Below are 16,984 nucleotides of genomic sequence, written 5' to 3' on the forward strand. Positions count from 1 at the left end.
CTGCACCGCTGAATCCGTTCAATAACAACAATAAAGGTATCGAAAATGAACCGCATCAATCGCCTTGCTGCAATGGTTTCTTTGGCGTCACTTTTCCCCTTCGTCGTCCACGCCGCTGAAAGCAAAGGCACCGTCGAGGTCGTTCATTACTGGACGTCCGGTGGCGAAGCCAAGTCGGTGGACGTGTTGAAGAAGATCATCCAGAGGGAGGGTTTCACTTGGCAGGACAGCGCCGTCGCCGGCGGCGGAGGTGGCGCGGCAATGACCGTGCTGAAAACTCGCGCGGTGTCGGGCAATCCGCCCTCGGCCGCACAGATCAAAGCGCCGGATATTCAGGAGTGGGGTCGGCTCGATTTGTTGACCAGCGTGGATGACGTCGCCAAGGCCAACCATTGGGACAACCTGCTGCCCAGGACCATCGCCGACAGCATGAAATACGAAGGGCATTACGTCGCGGTGCCGGTGAACATTCATCGCATCAACTGGTTATGGCTGAACCCGGTGGTGCTGAAAAAGGCCGGCGTGAGCAAGGCGCCGGCTACTCTGGAAGAGCTGTATGCCGCTGGCGACAAGCTCAAGGCAGCGGGTTTTATCGCCATCGCCCATGGCGGCCAGGCCTGGCAGGACACCACCGTTTTTGAGAATCTGCTGCTGAGCGTCATGGGTGCTGACGGGTTCAAGAAAGCCTTTATTGATGTCGATGAGGCGACTCTCACCGGGCCAAAAATGACCGAGGTGTTTGCTGCATTGCACAAATTGCAGGGTTATCTGGATCCCGACGGCAATGGTCAGGACTGGAATCTGGAAACCGCCAAAGTCATCAACGGCAAGGCCGGTATGCAGATCATGGGTGACTGGGCGAAAAGCGAATGGACGGCGGCCGGCAAGCAAGCCGATGTCGATTACCTGTGCGTACCGTTTCCCGGCTCGCAGGGCGTTTACAGCTACACGATTGATTCGCTCGCGATGTTCAAATTGGCCACAAAGAACGACAACCCCGGCAACATTGCTGCTCGTGATGATCTGGCCAAGGTCGCGCTGGAGCCGGAGTTTCAATATGTCTTCAACCAGAACAAAGGCTCCATTCCAGTGATTAAAGGGCTGGACATGAGCCGATTCGACAGCTGCGCTCAGGCCTCGGCGAAGGATTTTGCCAACGCCGAAAAGACCGGCTCACTGGCGCCGAGCATGGCGTTTAATATGTCGACATCGCAGGCCGTGCAGGGCGCGGTGTTTGATGTGGTGACGCACTTCATGAATGACAAAGATGCTGATCCGGCAAAGGCCGGAAAGCAGTTGTTGGCGGCGATCAGAGCTGCGCTGTAGGGCGAGAGGCTTTCCGGTTGGTCGCGGGGGACGGTCGGGGTTGATGAGGCGGGGCGGACGACGTTGAGTTTTGTGTGGGGCTGGCTGTCGGGAGCGAGTGGGGGCGGGGAGTCGAATTATGTTGAGGTTGTTGGGGAATAGTTGAGCGGGATTTACGGCTGTTGGATTTCGGTTGGATGAGCTGACGCGTAGCCGAATGGTTTTCGGCTACGCGAGCCCTTCAATTACTGCAATTCCACCAATGTCTCACTCACCGCCATCACATCCCACGTCCGCATCACCTGCGTAATCGCCGCATCAATGTTTTCAATCGGCGTGTTATCCCGAGCAAGGATGGAAATCCCCTGCAGGAAACTGTCGAACACCGTGGCCATGGCGGCCGCGTTCGTATCGTCCGCTAACAGTCCTTCACTCACCCCACGCTCGACACACGCCACAATCCCGGCGCGGGTTCGTGCGCGGGAGTGGGTGAGGGCTTGAGCGACGTGGGCGTTTTCCGGGCTTGGGGCGCTCATAACGCCGAGGGTGACCATGCAGCCTTTCGGATGCCCGTCGTCGCATTGCATGCGTGCTGACCGGCGCAGTGCGGTTTCGATGGCTTGGCGTGGCGGCAGGCTTTCGTCCCACAGGCATTCGGTGACTTGGGCGAAGGTCGCCAGGTAACGCTGCACGCATTCGTCGAACAAGGCTTCTTTGGAGCCGAACGCGGCGTAGAAGCTGGGGGCGGAGATGCCGCCGCCCAGTTCAGCCTTCAGCAGTGAAAGGGATGTCGAGTCGTAGCCGTGTTGCCAGAACAATTGCATGGCCTGGTCGACGGCGTCGTCACGATCGAATGCGCGGGGGCGGCCGGTTCTGGCCATAGCTGAAACTCCTCGGAAAGTGATTTGGATACTAGTCGATACATAAGTCGTTGACAACGTGCCTTGGCTGCCGCCAGTATTCTATATCGATCGGTATGCAAGTCTGATTTTCCAAACTCAAGGAGTTTCCCGTGACACCTTCATTGACTCTAACGGCTGCGCCCAAACGCCTGCCCATTGGCGCCTTGCTGGCGCTGGCCATGACCGGATTCATCTGCATCGTCACCGAAACCTTGCCCGCCGGGCTGTTGCCGCTGATCAGCGACGGCCTGGCGATTTCACCTTCCATGGCCGGGCAGATGGTCACCGCGTATGCGCTGGGCTCGGTGCTGGCGGTGATCCCGATGACCATCGCCACTCGCGGCTGGCGTCGGCGCAATGTGTTGTTGCTGACGATTCTCGGTTTTCTGCTGTTCAATTCGATCACGGCGCTGTCGTCTCACTATGGTGTGACGCTGGTGGCGCGCTTCTTCGCCGGAGTCTCGGCAGGGTTGGCGTGGAGCCTGTTGGCCGGTTATGCGCGGCGAATGGTCGAGCCGGATCAGCAGGGTAAGGCGTTGGCGCTGGCCATGGTCGGCACGCCGATTGCCCTGTCTTTGGGCGTGCCGCTCGGCACATGGCTGGGAGGGCTGGTCGGTTGGCGTACGACGTTCGGCATCATGTCCGGGCTGACTTTGATTTTGATTGTATGGGTGCTGGTGAAGGTCCCCGACTTTCCACCGCAGCCTGCGCATCAGCGCCTGTCGCTGCGCGATGTGCTGACGACGCCCGGCGTCCGACCGGTGCTGGCAGTGGTGATCAGCTGGATGCTGGCGCACAACATTCTCTACACCTACATCGCCCCGTTTGTGGCGCCGGCGGGGCTGGCGGATCGCGTGGATCTGGTGTTGTTGGTGTTTGGTCTCGCAGCGTTGGCGGGGATCTGGCTGACGGCGAAACTGGTTGAGCCGCTGTTGCGCAAGACCGTGCTGGTGAGCCTGGCGACGTTTGCATTGGTTTGCGTGGTGTTTGGCTTTTGGGGACAAATGCCGCAGGTGATTTACCTCGGCGTGTTGGTGTGGGGATTGAGTTTTGGCGGCGCGGCGACTTTGTTGCAGACGGCACTGGCGGATGCTGCCGGTGATGGCGCCGATGTCGCACTGTCGTTGAATGTGGTGGCGTGGAACAGCGCGATTGCCGGCAGCGGGGTGGTCGGCGGGGTGTTGCTCGACCGCTGGGGTGTCGCCTCGTTTCCATGGGCCATGGTGGTGCTGGTGAGCGTGGGATTTGTCATTGCCTTTGGCGCACGGGTGCACGGGTTCAGGTCGGGGCCGCGTGTTGCAGGAGCGGCTGCGGTTGCCGGGCACTGATGCCCGGACGCGCGCACTGCGTGGGCCTCGAGGGCGACCACGAATCAATTGCTTTGTCAGTGATTACAGCGGCCGAAGGATTACGGGTTTGTTGCTCGATGAAGCCAATCAGGTTTCAGCGCGTCAGTAGTTCTATTGGCTCAGCCCCTTGGAATCCGCCAACCCGCCCTCATAACAAGTGCTACACCCAACACCCCCGAGAGGAACGACAAGCCATGACCAGTCAAACCGAAACCGCCATCCTTGCCGGCGGCTGCTTCTGGGGCATGCAGGATCTGCTGCGACGCTATCCCGGCGTGTTGCAAACCCGCGTCGGTTACAGCGGCGGCGACGTGCCGAACGCTACTTATCGCAACCATGGTGACCACGCTGAAGCCATCGAGATTACCTTCGATCCGACGGTGATCAGCTACCGACAGATCCTTGAATTCTTTTTCCAGATTCACGACCCGAGCACGCCCAACCGTCAGGGTAATGACCTCGGTCGCAGCTACCGTTCGGCGATTTATTATCTCAGCGAAGAACAGCGCGACATCGCCGAGGATACGGCTGCCGATGTCGACGCCTCAAAACTGTGGCCGGGTCGCGTGGTCACCGAAATCGAACCGGCGGGGCCGTTCTGGGAAGCGGAGCCGGAGCATCAGGATTACCTCGAGCGCATTCCGAATGGCTACACCTGCCATTTCATTCGGCCGAACTGGAAGCTGCCGAAACGCGCGTGAGTCCAAAACGTCCTTAACCACCAGAACCTCGAATATGAATCATGAACTTTGGCTGGACCCTGATGGCTGTCAGACCTTTTGTCTGGCCGGTGCTCAAGGTGATAGTGCGCGGGCACTTATGGATTCGGACGCGAAGCTTGTTTGGGAGGTCGAGGCTGACAGTCATTTCGAAGCGATGACCAAGTACTATGCGCACATGCAGTGGGGCGAGTACCGGACCGACTTTCCCGAACAAGACAAGACGTCCTACAGAGACCTGGGCTGAGCGACCTGTCGCCATCCAGCGCCAGCACATAAGCACTGACATTGAGCTGTCGATGCAACTGGGCTGAAGCGCTCTTTTCGGGGCCATCTGTTGCAGGATGGCGCCCGAGTGGAGCGGCAACGGTGTTCAATTCACACGCGTACTCACGACTTCCCCGGTGGCGGTGTCTTCCAGCCAGACTTGCAGACGATTGAGGCCAACGTATTGCGAGCGTGCCATGATTTTCTGGCCCGGCTTGCCATCGAACTTCAGATCCGCATACATGAAATGTTGCGGCAGTCGGTATTCCAGTTGAATCGTGTAGGTGCCCGGTTTCAGCACCGCGCGCTGCGGCGAATCGTTCTTGTAGTAGTACGTGGAGAACGGGATATTGCCGACTTTTTCATCGTTGATCCGGATGATGTTCAGGTTCGGCTGAAGATCGGCAAAGTGCCGCTGGGGCCGGCCGGCATAGGTGTCGGTTTCGACCACGGTGTAGCGCGACTCGTCTGCTGCGGTGGTGACGCCGACGTTGGAGTACGCCGGCATTTCTGCGCAACCTTGCAGGCCCAACAGCGCCATGATCAAGGGAAGGACAATCTTTTTCATCGATAAAACCTGTTTTTACTCAAAGTTGATTCACGATCAGACGGGCGTCTGACGCTGTTGATTTGCTGATTGCGAGCGGGTGTTTGCCAACAGAGCGCCAGCGCTCAAGCCTTGCCCAAGCCAAACAGTGAACGCAGCTTGCTGCCCCAACTGCGCTCATAGAAGGGCGTCGTTTGCTTGAGAAAGTAATCGCTCAGCCCCGACTCACCTTCGCAGACGCGGTACAGGTCAACGGGTTCGCCCGACGGCGCCGTGTCCCCGGCGACATTGCCGGCTTCACGCATGACCCGCTGAACATCGCCGTCCGCCTCGATCCCGACGATCAAGTGCGGTTTTTCGTCCACCGAAGTGTCGTGCATCAACGCGAGAAAACCGCGTTTAACGTTGCGATGTTTGGCGAGTAACTGCGTCAGCGAATGGATCATTTGTGTGGGGTATTGCGAAGGCTGGCCGAGCAGGACTTTGGTTTCTTTTTCGACGGTGCGCGAGGTGGCTGTCTGGCCGACTTCATCGGAGAGCAGATTGGCCACTTCCTGCGGGAAGAACTCTTTGCCATAAGGCGACTTCGGGTTGAGAAAAAGAGGCGTGCCCAGCGTCATCTCGAACAGCGACCTGGCCGGCAACTCCAGATAAGTCTCTTCACCGTTGATCGACTGTTGCAGGGTTTGCAGCGACGAAAAAAACGGAATGACCGAGGTGCCATCCGGTTTTTCCCAGTGCGCGATGCTGATATTGCTGCCGGCTTCGAGATTGACCACGCCGTCTGCCGTGCCCGTCGTGCCGAGGATGTAAACCGGCGAGTTCAGCAGTGTCGTGAAGAACTCAGGCCGTTGCGCGGGCTCGTCGGCGGCCAGCCTGAGCGATTTTTCCAGTGGGTTTTCTTGCCGGTTATCCATGATGTCCATCCGTGACTCGCTAGAAAATTGCTGACTTGGGTTTTCGCCACCGGCTCGTGTCAGAGCAGACTCCACGACACCCCGACATACACACCCATCCCTTCACCCGGTGTCGATCGCGCCGCGTCCAGACCTTTGTCGTCATACCCCGGTGTCACCGTGGCGGCGTAGTGCTTGTTACTCAGATTGCGCATGTCCAGCCACGTCTGCCAGTCACCTTTCGGCGCGTTGTAGCCGAGTGTCGCGCCGAACAGCGCGTAAGGGTCGGCGTAGTAGCTGTTGGCGTAATCCACGGCAACTTTCGACACCAGTTGCGTGTTGACCGCGGCGAAGAAGCCCTGAGGCCAGTCGTAGCGCAACTCGCCCTGGTAGTAATGCATCGGCAAGCCGGGCAGGCGATTATCGCCAAAACGATCATCGTCGCGATAGTGGAAATCGCTGAAGGTATACGCCTGACGCAGGCTCAACTGGCGACCATCGGCGGCCGACCAGAGTTGACTGTTGAGGCTCGCTTCGACGCCTTGGTGCACGGTCGGGCTGGCGTTGAGTTCGTAAGGCGTGACGGCGTTGGCATCTGGCAACACCGACAACAACTCATGCCGCACTTGCGCGTAGTACCACGCCAGACTCCATTCGCCGACGGCGCTGTCACCACGGCCGCCCAGTTCCAGTGTGGTCGCGGTCTGGTTCTGCAGTTTGATCGGGTCTTTCTGCGTGCCGGTCGCCGCGCCATTGCCAGCGGGGAAGCGCACGTTGGAGCTGTAGATCAGCGACCACGGATGCGGCGCCTCAACCGAGCGGCTGAGGTTGCCGAACACTTGCAGGTCCGGGGTGATCTGGTAGCGCAGGCCGAGGCGCGGCGCGTAGTCCCAGTCGTTCATGCTGGTTTTGCCGCCGCTTTGCGGGTAGGTCACGGCGCTTTCGCGGCGGGTGTAGATGGCTGCGAGGCCGGTGGTCAGCCAGAGGTCGTCGGCGATTTCCAGGTCGTTGCCGAAATGCAGAACGGTGTCCGAACCCTGATAGGTGAAGTTGCGCATGCGCGTGCCGGGCAGGTAGCTGGCGGTGTTGCCGGAGGGAACTCGCACAAACTCGCTGGCGCCGTCGTTGGGCAGGTGCTTGGTCACGCGCAGGCCGACGTTGCTGCGGCTTTCCATGCCGAAAATCGTGTCGCGGCGTTTGTAGTCGAAAGTTCCGCTGACGTCGGTGTAGGCGACCTTCAAACGGTTCGGGCCTTCGCGCAGGTCCATCGGATAGTCGTGATAGACGAGACCGGTCTGGATGCTCGAATCGTCGTCGATGTAATACGTGGTCTTGTTGCCGATGAAGGTGCTGCCCGGCTGCTTGCGGCTGTCATCGCGCGCCACATAGGACGGATTGGCCGCGCGAGGCGAGTGTTCGATGGAGTGCTTGGTCACGCGGCCGGCGAGGTCGTTGTCGGTCTCGCGGTAGCGGATATAGAAGCGGGTTTCCAGGTTCGGGTTGAAGTGATAGCCGAAGTTGGCGATCACGCCTTTGCTTTCGCTGGCGGTGTGATCCTGATAGCCATCGGCGTTGGAGTCGGTCAGCGACACGTAGTAATCGAAGTCGCCGAGCACTTGCCCGGAACTGACCTGACGCTGCTGATAGCCGTGGCTGCCGGTGGCGTAGCGCACTTGCAGTTTCGGCGCGGTGTAGCCGGTGTGGCTGACGTAATCGATGGCGCCGCCCAGTGCCAGCGAACCGCGATCAAAGCCGTTGGCGCCGCGCAGGACTTCAACGTGATCGACCCACAGTGGCTCGAGCAATTCATACGGCGTGCCACCCGGTCCGGTCAGCGGCAGGCCGTCGAGCATCGTGTAAAGCCCCGACGCATGCGCGCCCGGCGCGCGATTGATGCCCGAACCGCGGACCGAGATTTTCACGCCTTCGTTGCCCGCCGACTGCGCATAAACCCCGGGCTGATACGCCAGCACATCCTGATTGCTCGCCACACGGCCCTGCAATGGCTGACGCATGTCGACCACGTTGGTGCCGCCGGGGACCTGATCAAGGCGCTCTTGCGCTTCTTCAACGGATGCATCCGCCCCCCGTTGCTCATCGGCCGAAATCAGCACTTGCCCCAGTTCCAGACCTTGAGTCTCGGCCATTGCCGGGCAGGCGAGGGCCAGGCCGAGCAGGGCGGTGGGCAGGGATTTGGACGCGGGCATCGAGAAACTCCAGGCAGACAAGGGCAGGGCAATGAACAGTGCGACGCAATAAAGAACGAAGGAAACACATGGCAATTTGGCTTTTTGCCCGGCAATGGCAATCAGCACGGCATGAACTAACCTCACGTGTCTGGTTTGTCCCGTCAATCAACACTCTGTTTCTGCATTTATTGGAGAGAGGCCAAGGTCATGGCAAAAGGCAAAAAGAAGGCCGCCACGGCGCCTGAAAGTCCGAAGCTGAAGAACAAGGATTACCTTGAGCAGTTGCGCAAACTGCACGTCGAACTGGTCAAGTTGCAGGAATGGGTGATCGCCAAGGGCGTCAAGGTCTGCATCGTCTTCGAAGGCCGCGATGGCGCTGGCAAGGGCGGGACCATCAAGGCATTGACCGAACGTGTCAGCCCGCGAGTCTTTCGCGTGGTGGCGCTGCCGGCGCCGACCGATCGCGAGAAAAGCCAGATGCATGTGCAGCGTTATCTGCCGTATCTACCGGCGGCAGGCGAAGTGGTGATTTTCGATCGCAGTTGGTACAACCGCGCCGGCGTCGAGCGGGTGATGGGCTTTTGCACCGATGAGCAGGCCGACAAGTTCCTCAAATCGATTCCCTGGGTCGAGCACGCCATCGTCCAGTCCGGGGTGATCCTGCTCAAGTACTGGCTGGAAGTCAGCCCCGAAGAGCAGACCCGTCGGCTTGAGGCGCGGATCAACGACGGGCGCAAGACCTGGAAACTGACACCGATGGACCTGAAATCCTACAGCCGCTGGTACGACTACTCACGGGCGCGGGACGAAATGTTCAAGCACTCCGACACCGAACACGCGCCATGGCTGGTGGCCGACTCCAACGACAAGCGCCGTGCCCGGCTGAACATCATCACCGATGTGCTCAGCCGCATTCCGTATGAGGATGTGAAGCGCGAGAAGGTCGAGTTGCCCAAGCGGCAGAAGCCGGGCAAGTACCGGGATCCGGATTATCCGTATAAACGCGTAGCGGAAAAGTTCTGACGAATTGCGTCAGACACAGGGGAACTGACCAGCACAAATCCCTGTAGGAGTGAGCCTGCTCGCGATAGCGGATTGTCTGTGGCGGATGTGTTGCCTGACACACCGCTTTCGCGAGCAGGCTCAATCCCACAGTATTCGGTGGTGTATCCATCATTGTTGATCGGCAAAGCCCTTTAGAAGCAAACAGTCCATCCGTCGACTGCGCTGAACCCCTTTGATCCCGTTTCTTTCTATCAAGGAAGCCCTTCACGAGATCATTCCCCGATGTTCAATCAGCGCAAACAAGAAAAACTGGCGGCATGGCGAAAATTGGCGACGCAATCGCAGATGCGACTGGATCCGGAAGAACAGTACGACGAACTGCTCAAGGCAGCCGATGAGATGGAGGAGCAGGGGTTGATCACCAGCGCCGAGTGGCGGCAGTTAGTTCGCGATGCAGGTAATGTGTTTACCGCTGATTTGGGGCGAACAAACGGTTAAGTCCTTCAGGTCACGCGACCTTTCTTTGCCTTCAGCTGTGCGCCCCTGGAATCGTGCAGTAGCCGCGCAAACGCGATTTTGTCGATCGGCCGACTCATGAAGTAACCCTGCACTTCATTGCATTGGTCGACCCCGAGAATATCCAGCTGCTCTTCGGTTTCGACCCCTTCGGCGGTCACGGTCAGGCCCATGGCTTTACCCAGCCCGATGATCGCCTGCACCACCGCGCGATCGTTGGTGCCGCTGCTGATCGAGGCGATGAAGCGCTTGTCGATCTTGATCCCGTCAAACGGATAGGCACGCAGGTAACCGAGCGATGAGTAACCGGTGCCGAAGTCGTCCATGTTCAGGCGTACACCCAATTCCTTCAGGGCATTCATGGTGGTCAGGGCGCCGTCGGTGTCGTTGAGCATCACGTTTTCGGTGATCTCCAGTTCCAGGCGACTGGCCGGGAAGCGGGTTTGTACCAACACCTCGCGAACATCCTCGACCACATCGCTGACGGCAAACTGCGCGGGTGACAGATTGACCGACAGCATAATGTCTTCCGGCCAACCCAATGCGGTTTCGCAAGCTTCGCGCAGCACCCAGCGACCGAGCGGGACAATCAGATCGGTCTGTTCCGCCAGCGGGATGAACAGGTCCGGACCGAGCAGGCCTTTGCTGGGGTGTTGCCAGCGCACCAGCGCTTCGACCGAAACGATGTGTTTGCCATCGACCTTGTAGCGCGGCTGATAGTGCAGGATGAATTCGTTGTGCTTGAGCGCGTGGCGCAGGTCATCCTCCAGTTGCCGGCGCGTCTGGATCTGATCGCTCATGTGCGCTTCGAAATAACACCAGGTGTTTTTGCCCTCGGATTTGGCTTGATAGAGAGCGATGTCGGCATAACGGATCAGGTCGCTGGGCACATAGCCGTGGCGGCGACTGAGCGAAATGCCGATGCTGGCGCCGATGTGCAGCGGGTGATGTTCGAAGACTATCGGTTGATGCAGGCTGCCGATCAGGCGGGTGCAGAATTTGTCGATCTCATGCTGACTGTCCATGCCGTTGAGCACGACGATGAATTCGTCGCCGCCCAGTCGCGCGACGATGTCGTGTTCGCGGGTGCATTCACGCAGGCGCACGGCGACTTCCTGCAGCACGGCATCACCGGCCGGGTGGCCAAGCGAATCGTTGATCGGTTTGAAGTTGTCGAGGTCGATCATCAGCAGCGACAGCGGCGGCGCGTGCTCCTTGAGCAGCAGTGCCTCATCCAGATAACGTGCGAGTTTGTTGCGGTTGGGCAGTCCGGTGAGGGCATCGTGCATCGATAGATGCTGGATCTGCGCATGGGCGGCGACCTCGTCGGTGATGTCGCTGGCAGTGCCGCGATAGCCGATGACCGCGTGTTTGTCGAAGATTGGCCGGGCGGACAACCGACAATGGCGCGTCTGGCCGGAGTGGTCACGGTAGGTGCAACGCAAGTCACTCGCGCTGTTCTCCTCGGTCAGTTTTCTCAGCCACAGTTCCAGCGGCGTGGTGTCGCAACTCAACAGGTGGCCGATGTCCTGCCCCAGCCACAGGGTTTGCGGGTAGCCGGTCACTTCGCTGAAGCGCGCCGACAGGTACGTCAGCGCCAGGTTGCGGTCGACTTCCCAGATCCAGTCGGACGCGGCTTCGGCCACGGCGCGAAAGCGTTCTTCGCTGGCTTCCAGCTCGCGATTGGCGTGTTCCAGCGCCTGATTGGAGGTTTGCATGACGGCAAAACTCTGGTCGACGTACTGCGATGAGCGCAAGGCATGGCGGAAGAAGTACGCGGTCAGCAGCATCAGCACCACAATCGTTGCGCCGAGTGGCGGCAGCAATGACCAGAGTAAATGTTGTCCGGGCCGTTCCAGATCAGCGATCAGGCTGTAACCGGTGCTGTCCAGCGGCACGCGAGGGCGGTTCGGGTCGAGCGTATCGTCCAGTGCCAGGGTCAGGTTATTCAAGCCGTAACCGCTGCCGATCAGGCGCAATTTGGTCGGCGTGAGTTTGTCGACGAACACCAGCACCGAAGAAGTCTGCGGATCGCCGAGTGGTCGCTCATCGTTGGGAATGATCGCTGCCGTCGACACCAGCGCCGGCCAGCCTTCGAACAGTGAATAGCGACTGACCGGCTTGGTCAGATCACCTTGGCCCAGCACTTGATCGAGTAACTCCGTGGCGCTCACCTGAACGAACGCGGACAGCTCGGCATCGACCATTTGCCCGCGCACCACCGCGTAACGGGTGCCTTCGCGGTTGAGGACGAACACGCCGTCATAGCCGTCACTGGTGAACAGGGTCTTGCCGAGGTTCTGCTCGGTGTAGGCCCAGTCGGTGTCGACCTGACCGCTCAAATGCTCGTAGGCGGTGGTCCAGTAGGCGTAGCTGGTGATGTAGTTTTTCGAGGCAGTGATGCGGTTTTCCAGCGCGCGAGCCGAGTAAAAGCGGGTTTTGTTGACCTCTTCGCTGTCCAGGCGCTCGGCGATACCCAGCAAAGCGACCGCCGCCGCAATCACGCCGCTGACAAACAGCGCACCGACCGCGAAGGCCAGGCGGCGGGTGACGGCGCTCTGGCGCGGTGGAAGCGGGGCTGCATAGCTGGAAAGGTCCATGTGCTCGTCCTTGATCCGCTGTCTTCTGAATCTAGAACCACGGCGCGGGCGCAATGTTCAGATTCTTCTCGGCGACTGCATTGAAAGCGTAGTGAAGCCCGCGTGATTTGCCTCCCCGAGTGCAGCGCGCCGATCAGCGGCGATTCCCGAAAGGGCAAGACTTCCCGCGCAAAAACCGGATAATGGCGCCCATTCGTTTAGCCGTATTCTGGTAATCCCGCATGGAAATCAAGGTCAATTTTCTCGACAACCTTCGACTTGAAGCCAAGTTCGACGACTTCACGGTGATCGCCGATCAGCCCATTCGCTACAAGGGCGATGGTTCGGCACCGGGGCCGTTCGATTACTTTCTGGCGTCGTCGGCGTTGTGTGCGGCGTACTTTGTGAAGTTGTACTGCGACACGCGCAACATCCCCACGGAAAACATTCGTCTGTCGCAGAACAACATCGTCGACCCGGAAAACCGCTATAACCAGATCTTCAAGATCCAGGTGGAGTTGCCGGCGGATATCTCCGAGAAAGATCGTTTGGGCATCCTGCGTTCCATCGACCGCTGCACGGTGAAGAAGGTCGTGCAGACCGGTCCGGAATTCATCATCGAAGAAGTCGACAACCTCGACGCCGATGCCCAGGCGCTGTTGATGCCGGTGGCCGGCTCGGACGCAGGCACCTTCATCGCCGGTAAGGACCTGCCGCTGGAACAGACCATCGCCAACATGTCGGGAATTTTGGCCGACTTGGGCATGAAGATCGAAATCGCTTCGTGGCGCAACATCGTGCCCAATGTCTGGTCGCTGCATATCCGTGATGCGCATTCGCCGATGTGCTTCACCAACGGCAAGGGCGCGACCAAAGAGGGCGCACTGGCCTCGGCGCTGGGCGAGTTCATCGAACGTCTGAACTGCAACTTCTTCTACAACGATCAGTTCTGGGGCGAAGAAATCGCCAACGCCGAATTCGTCCACTACCCCGACGAGCGGTGGTTCAAACCGGGCCCGAAAGACGAGTTGCCGAGCGAGATCCTCGACGACTACACCCTGAAGATTTACAACCGTGACGGCGAGCTGCGCGGCTCGAACCTGTTCGACACCAACTCCGGCAACACCCAGCGCGGCATCTGCTCGCTGCCGTTTGTGCGCCAGTCGGACAATGAAGTGGTGTACTTCCCGTCCAACCTGATCGAAAACCTCTACCTCAGCAACGGCATGAGCGCCGGCAACACCCTCGCCGAAGCACAGGTGCAGTGCCTGTCGGAGATCTTCGAGCGCGCGGTCAAACGCGAAATCCTCGAAGGCGAAATGGCCCTGCCGGACGTGCCGCAAGAAGTACTGGAGAAATACCCGAGCATCCTCGCCGGCATCAAAGGCCTGGAAGAGCAGGGCTTCCCGGTGCTGGTCAAGGACGCGTCGCTGGGCGGTGAGTTCCCGGTGATGTGCGTGACCCTGATGAACCCGCGCACCGGCGGCGTATTTGCCTCGTTCGGCGCCCACCCGAGCCTGGAAGTGGCGCTGGAACGCAGCCTCACCGAGCTGCTGCAGGGCCGCAGTTTCGAAGGCCTCAACGATCTGCCGCAGCCGACGTTCTCCGGTCAGGCCGTCACCGAACCGAACAACTTCGTCGAGCACTTTATCGATTCCAGCGGTGTGGTTTCGTGGCGCTTTTTCAGTGCCAAACCAGATTTCGAATTCGTCGAGTGGGACTTCTCAGGCCAGGGTGAAAACTCCAACGCCGAAGAAGCCGCAACGCTGTTCGGCATCCTCGAAGACATGGGCAAAGAAGTCTACATGGCGGTCTATGAGCACATCGGCGCCAAGGCTTGCCGCATCCTCGTGCCGGACTACTCGGAGATCTACCCGGTCGAAGACCTGATCTGGGACAACACCAACAAAGCCCTGCAATTTCGCGCCGACATCCTCAACCTGCACAACCTCAGCAAGGTCGGCCTGCGCAACCTCGCCCAAGGCCTGGAAAACAGCGAGCAGGACGATTACACCGAGATCACCACGCTGATCGGCGTCGAGTTCGACGACAACACGCCGTGGGGCAAGCTGACCATTCTGGAACTGCGCCTGCTGATCTGCCTCGCCCTGCAGAAGTACGAACAGGCCAAGGATCTGGTCGAAGCGTTCCTGCAGTACAACGACAACACCGTTGAGCGCGGCTTGTTCTATCAAGCGGTCAACGTGGTGCTGGAGATGGAACTCGACGAAGACCTCGAGCTGGAAGACTACGAAGCCAACTTCCGCCGGATGTTCGGTGACGAGCGCATGGACGCGGCGATTGGCTCGGTCAATGGCAGCGTGCGCTTCTATGGCCTGACGCCGACCAGCATGAAGCTGGAAGGGCTGGATCGGCATTTGCGCTTGATCGAGAGCTATAAGAAGTTGCACACAGCGCGGGCGAATGTGACGGCTTTGTCGCGCTGATATCTGCGCTAGAACAAAAGCACCCTCGGGTGCTTTTTTTACCTGCAAGTCTTGAATCGTGTGAATGTCTTATAGGTGAGTAGTGGCCAAGTGCTAGAATTTGCCACGAGCGTCTGAAGTCACGGACGATGATTTAAAATCAGGGAGAAGTGTAAATGTCGGAAAAGATTGTAAAGTCCAAACTGGTCAACTTTCTGGTAGCTGATGTCGAGGTAAATTACGAGGAGGTGGGTGAGTTTTACGATGCTGTTGGCGCCGGCAATGTCGACGTGGTGGCCGGGGTCATGGAGTCGTTCAAGCAAGCCTATGGCGGTCTGTGGGTCGGTGGGAAGATGGTGCTGACCAAAACGGCGGTTCACCTCAATGCCAACGCCCTGAATCGCATGGTTCAGGACGGTACGTTAGACATCGAGATTCCGATCGGTATGATCCGCGCTGTCGCCAACGAAGGTGGATTCTTCACCAAGATCATCCGTCTGGACACCGACGCTGGTAGCGTCAAATTCCGCTGCTATGGCGCTAAAGAGGTCGTGGCGCTGATCGAAAGGATGATCGTGCCACGGGTCTCGACTGCGGTGCTCAAACGGTCTTCTAACGCTTAACGACCATGCGCCGCATTCGCCAGCAGCTCGGTATCCACTCGCACAAACACCGAGTCACCCACCGCCGTCAACACGTCCCCGGCAAACACCTCACAGATCACCCGGGTCTTGCGCCCGACGTCACCCTCGACTTTCGCGCGCAGAGTCAGCGGCACGCCCATCGGTGTCGGTTTGATGAATTTGATCCCAAGGTTGCCGGTGACGCAGTCGATGCGCGGCGGGCTGCCGGGTTCGCGGTTTTCTGCGCGGTAGTGATACGCCATCGCCGTCCAGTTGGAATGGCAGTCGACCAGCATGGCGATCAGGCCACCGTAGACCAGATCCGGCCAGCCGCAGTATTTGGCCTCCGGCAGGTGTTCGGCAATGACGTGCACGCCGTCTTCATGCCAATGGCTTTTGACGTGGAGGCCGTGCGGGTTGCGGCCGCCGCAGCCGTAGCAGACGCCTTCGGGCGCGGCGAGGTCTTGCAGAGGAGTATCGAGGCTGGACATGGTTTTTATTATCCTGGCGTGGTGAGTCCGGTCAGGCGCAAGCGATTGCGCCCGCCGCGTTTCGATTCGTAGAGGGCGGCGTCGCCTTGCTCGATCAGCGCGGTGAGGTTGGCTGGCGGTTTGTCGAACAGGCTGGCGCCGATGCTCAGGGTCACGGCGGCAGTAGTGGGGAATGTCTGTGAAGTGGTGCTCAGAAACTGCTCGCGCAGTGTGTTGCCCAGTTGCATGACGCGCTCGCTCGAAGCGCTGTTGAGCAGGATGACAAACTCGTCACCGCCCAGGCGCGCTGTCAGCGCATTGCGCGGCAGCACCGAGCGGATCATCTCGCTCAGTGCGATCAGCAAACGATCCCCGGCGGTATGGCCGTACTGGTCGTTGACCAGTTTGAAATTGTCGATGTCGATCAGCAGCAGGGCGCCGGGATGCTCCGGCGATACGTGTTCGAGCAAGCGCGGTGCGCGTTTTTCCAGGGCGCGGCGGTTGTACAGGGCCGTCAGCGGGTCGCGCTCGGCGAGGCGGGCGATCTGTTTTTCCCGACGGTAACGTTCGGTGCCGGTCATCGACAGGGCGATCAACATGATTGCCATCGCACCCTCGACCAGGGAAATCTGAATGATCTCGCCACGAAACGCCGCCAGATCGATCAACGTGCCGGGGATCACCACGGTCAGGGCTTTGGCCACGTAGAAGATCCCGTGACCGAGCAGGACGTAACGCAACTGCACCGCACCGACGCTCAGCGACTTGCCGTGGGGGCGCAGCAGTGAACTGGCCTTGAGGGTCGACAGCGCCACCAGCAGCGAATTGGCCGCCAGCATGACCTTCGACCACAGCGGCCCGTCCGGCAACAACAGCATGACCAGCCAAGTGGCGAAGATCAGATACCAGGCCGGCGAAAGGCGTATCTGGGTAAAGCGTGCCACGCCAAGCAGGAACAGGAAGTGCGCGGTCACCAGCAAGCCATTGGCGAACCAGATGCCGATCAGCAAAAAGCCGCTGCTGCGCAGCAGAGCCAGGGTGGAGCCGACGGTGATGGTGGCGAAACCGGCGCTCCAGAACAGTAGCGAAGGCTCACGAATGCTGCGCCACTCGATCGCCAGATACAGCGAGGCGGCGGCTGCGAGGGCGATGGAAATGGTCAGCATCGTAGGTGGGTCGAGCGGCATTTCT

At 59.5% G+C, this 16,984-nt stretch carries 15 protein-coding genes; 8 read left to right on the forward strand and 7 right to left on the reverse strand.

Translation table 11 applies throughout. The features are described from left to right. The first annotated feature begins 45 nt into the window (after positions 1-45). A complete protein-coding gene (locus CKW38_RS04525) occupies positions 46-1,326 on the forward strand; it encodes an ABC transporter substrate-binding protein (RefSeq protein WP_176472283.1) in 1,281 nt (426 codons plus the stop codon). A 224-nt stretch (positions 1,327-1,550) separates the two neighbouring features. On the opposite strand, the gene CKW38_RS04530 is transcribed toward CKW38_RS04525, so the two are convergent. Further along, positions 1,551-2,186, reverse strand: coding sequence for a TetR/AcrR family transcriptional regulator (locus CKW38_RS04530; RefSeq protein WP_095111971.1), 636 nt, complete (start codon positions 2,184-2,186; stop codon positions 1,551-1,553). A 131-nt stretch (positions 2,187-2,317) separates the two neighbouring features. Between CKW38_RS04530 and CKW38_RS04535 the strand changes: the two genes are divergently transcribed. The 3 genes from CKW38_RS04535 to CKW38_RS04545 all read left to right on the forward strand — a co-directional run bounded on the left by CKW38_RS04535 (position 2,318) and on the right by CKW38_RS04545 (position 4,522). Continuing rightward, positions 2,318-3,535, forward strand: a complete 1,218-nt coding sequence (locus CKW38_RS04535) for an MFS transporter (protein ID WP_095111972.1) — start codon at positions 2,318-2,320, stop codon at positions 3,533-3,535. A 215-nt stretch (positions 3,536-3,750) separates the two neighbouring features. Then, positions 3,751-4,257, forward strand: coding sequence for a peptide-methionine (S)-S-oxide reductase MsrA (msrA, locus tag CKW38_RS04540; protein ID WP_095111973.1), 507 nt, complete (start codon positions 3,751-3,753; stop codon positions 4,255-4,257). Between the two features lie 34 nt (positions 4,258-4,291). Further along, positions 4,292-4,522 (forward strand): hypothetical protein, encoded by a 231-nt coding sequence (locus CKW38_RS04545; protein ID WP_095111974.1) that lies wholly within the window; start codon positions 4,292-4,294, stop codon positions 4,520-4,522. A 126-nt stretch (positions 4,523-4,648) separates the two neighbouring features. Here CKW38_RS04545 and CKW38_RS04550 read toward each other — a convergent pair whose 3' ends face one another. The 3 genes from CKW38_RS04550 to CKW38_RS04560 all read right to left on the reverse strand — a co-directional run bounded on the left by CKW38_RS04550 (position 4,649) and on the right by CKW38_RS04560 (position 8,192). Then, positions 4,649-5,110, reverse strand: coding sequence for a hypothetical protein (locus tag CKW38_RS04550; protein ID WP_095111975.1), 462 nt, complete (start codon positions 5,108-5,110; stop codon positions 4,649-4,651). Positions 5,111-5,214: 104 nt separating this feature from the next. Next, on the reverse strand, positions 5,215-6,006 hold the full coding sequence (gene sseB / locus CKW38_RS04555) for an enhanced serine sensitivity protein SseB (RefSeq protein WP_095112196.1): 792 nt from the start codon (positions 6,004-6,006) through the stop codon (positions 5,215-5,217). A 59-nt stretch (positions 6,007-6,065) separates the two neighbouring features. Then, positions 6,066-8,192 (reverse strand): TonB-dependent receptor domain-containing protein, encoded by a 2,127-nt coding sequence (locus tag CKW38_RS04560; RefSeq protein WP_095111976.1) that lies wholly within the window; start codon positions 8,190-8,192, stop codon positions 6,066-6,068. Between the two features lie 189 nt (positions 8,193-8,381). Here CKW38_RS04560 and ppk2 point away from each other — a divergent pair, with 189 nt between their 5' ends. Both ppk2 and CKW38_RS04570 read left to right on the forward strand, forming a co-directional pair. Next, entirely contained in the window at positions 8,382-9,197 is an 816-nt protein-coding gene (ppk2, locus tag CKW38_RS04565; protein WP_007913069.1) for a polyphosphate kinase 2, read from the forward strand. A 264-nt stretch (positions 9,198-9,461) separates the two neighbouring features. Next, a complete protein-coding gene (locus CKW38_RS04570) occupies positions 9,462-9,677 on the forward strand; it encodes a hypothetical protein (RefSeq protein ID WP_007913071.1) in 216 nt (71 codons plus the stop codon). Between the two features lie 5 nt (positions 9,678-9,682). Here the strand turns inward: CKW38_RS04570 and CKW38_RS04575 are convergent, their stop codons facing one another. Continuing rightward, on the reverse strand, positions 9,683-12,295 hold the full coding sequence (locus CKW38_RS04575) for an EAL domain-containing protein (protein WP_095111977.1): 2,613 nt from the start codon (positions 12,293-12,295) through the stop codon (positions 9,683-9,685). 221 nt (positions 12,296-12,516) lie between these two features. Between CKW38_RS04575 and CKW38_RS04580 the strand changes: the two genes are divergently transcribed. Further along, the gene (locus CKW38_RS04580) at positions 12,517-14,721 is read left to right on the forward strand and encodes an OsmC domain/YcaO domain-containing protein (RefSeq protein ID WP_007913075.1); all 2,205 of its coding nucleotides are present in this window, start codon (positions 12,517-12,519) and stop codon (positions 14,719-14,721) included. 155 nt (positions 14,722-14,876) lie between these two features. Further along, positions 14,877-15,323, forward strand: coding sequence for a hypothetical protein (locus tag CKW38_RS04585; RefSeq protein WP_007913077.1), 447 nt, complete (start codon positions 14,877-14,879; stop codon positions 15,321-15,323). Here the strand turns inward: CKW38_RS04585 and CKW38_RS04590 are convergent. Continuing rightward, entirely contained in the window at positions 15,320-15,814 is a 495-nt protein-coding gene (locus CKW38_RS04590; protein WP_095111978.1) for a PaaI family thioesterase, read from the reverse strand. The two genes, CKW38_RS04585 and CKW38_RS04590, sit on opposite strands and share 4 nt — an antisense overlap. An 8-nt stretch (positions 15,815-15,822) precedes the next feature. Then, entirely contained in the window at positions 15,823-16,980 is a 1,158-nt protein-coding gene (locus CKW38_RS04595) for a GGDEF domain-containing protein (protein ID WP_095111979.1), read from the reverse strand. Positions 16,981-16,984 lie beyond the last annotated feature (4 nt).

Origin of the sequence: Pseudomonas sp. Irchel 3H7, assembly GCF_900187605.1 — a bacterium.
Classification (GTDB): domain Bacteria; phylum Pseudomonadota; class Gammaproteobacteria; order Pseudomonadales; family Pseudomonadaceae; genus Aquipseudomonas.

Coding starts and splice junctions, on each gene's coding strand:
- CKW38_RS04525 (WP_176472283.1), top strand. CDS start 46: ATGAACCGCATCAATCGCCTTGCTGCAATGGTTTCTTTGGCGTCACTT.
- CKW38_RS04530 (WP_095111971.1), bottom strand. CDS start 2,186: ATGGCCAGAACCGGCCGCCCCCGCGCATTCGATCGTGACGACGCCGTC.
- msrA (WP_095111973.1), top strand. CDS start 3,751: ATGACCAGTCAAACCGAAACCGCCATCCTTGCCGGCGGCTGCTTCTGG.
- CKW38_RS04545 (WP_095111974.1), top strand. CDS start 4,292: ATGAATCATGAACTTTGGCTGGACCCTGATGGCTGTCAGACCTTTTGT.
- CKW38_RS04550 (WP_095111975.1), bottom strand. CDS start 5,110: ATGAAAAAGATTGTCCTTCCCTTGATCATGGCGCTGTTGGGCCTGCAA.
- sseB (WP_095112196.1), bottom strand. CDS start 6,006: ATGGATAACCGGCAAGAAAACCCACTGGAAAAATCGCTCAGGCTGGCC.
- CKW38_RS04560 (WP_095111976.1), bottom strand. CDS start 8,192: ATGCCCGCGTCCAAATCCCTGCCCACCGCCCTGCTCGGCCTGGCCCTC.
- ppk2 (WP_007913069.1), top strand. CDS start 8,382: ATGGCAAAAGGCAAAAAGAAGGCCGCCACGGCGCCTGAAAGTCCGAAG.
- CKW38_RS04570 (WP_007913071.1), top strand. CDS start 9,462: ATGTTCAATCAGCGCAAACAAGAAAAACTGGCGGCATGGCGAAAATTG.
- CKW38_RS04575 (WP_095111977.1), bottom strand. CDS start 12,295: ATGGACCTTTCCAGCTATGCAGCCCCGCTTCCACCGCGCCAGAGCGCC.
- CKW38_RS04580 (WP_007913075.1), top strand. CDS start 12,517: ATGGAAATCAAGGTCAATTTTCTCGACAACCTTCGACTTGAAGCCAAG.
- CKW38_RS04585 (WP_007913077.1), top strand. CDS start 14,877: ATGTCGGAAAAGATTGTAAAGTCCAAACTGGTCAACTTTCTGGTAGCT.
- CKW38_RS04590 (WP_095111978.1), bottom strand. CDS start 15,814: ATGTCCAGCCTCGATACTCCTCTGCAAGACCTCGCCGCGCCCGAAGGC.
- CKW38_RS04595 (WP_095111979.1), bottom strand. CDS start 16,980: ATGCCGCTCGACCCACCTACGATGCTGACCATTTCCATCGCCCTCGCA.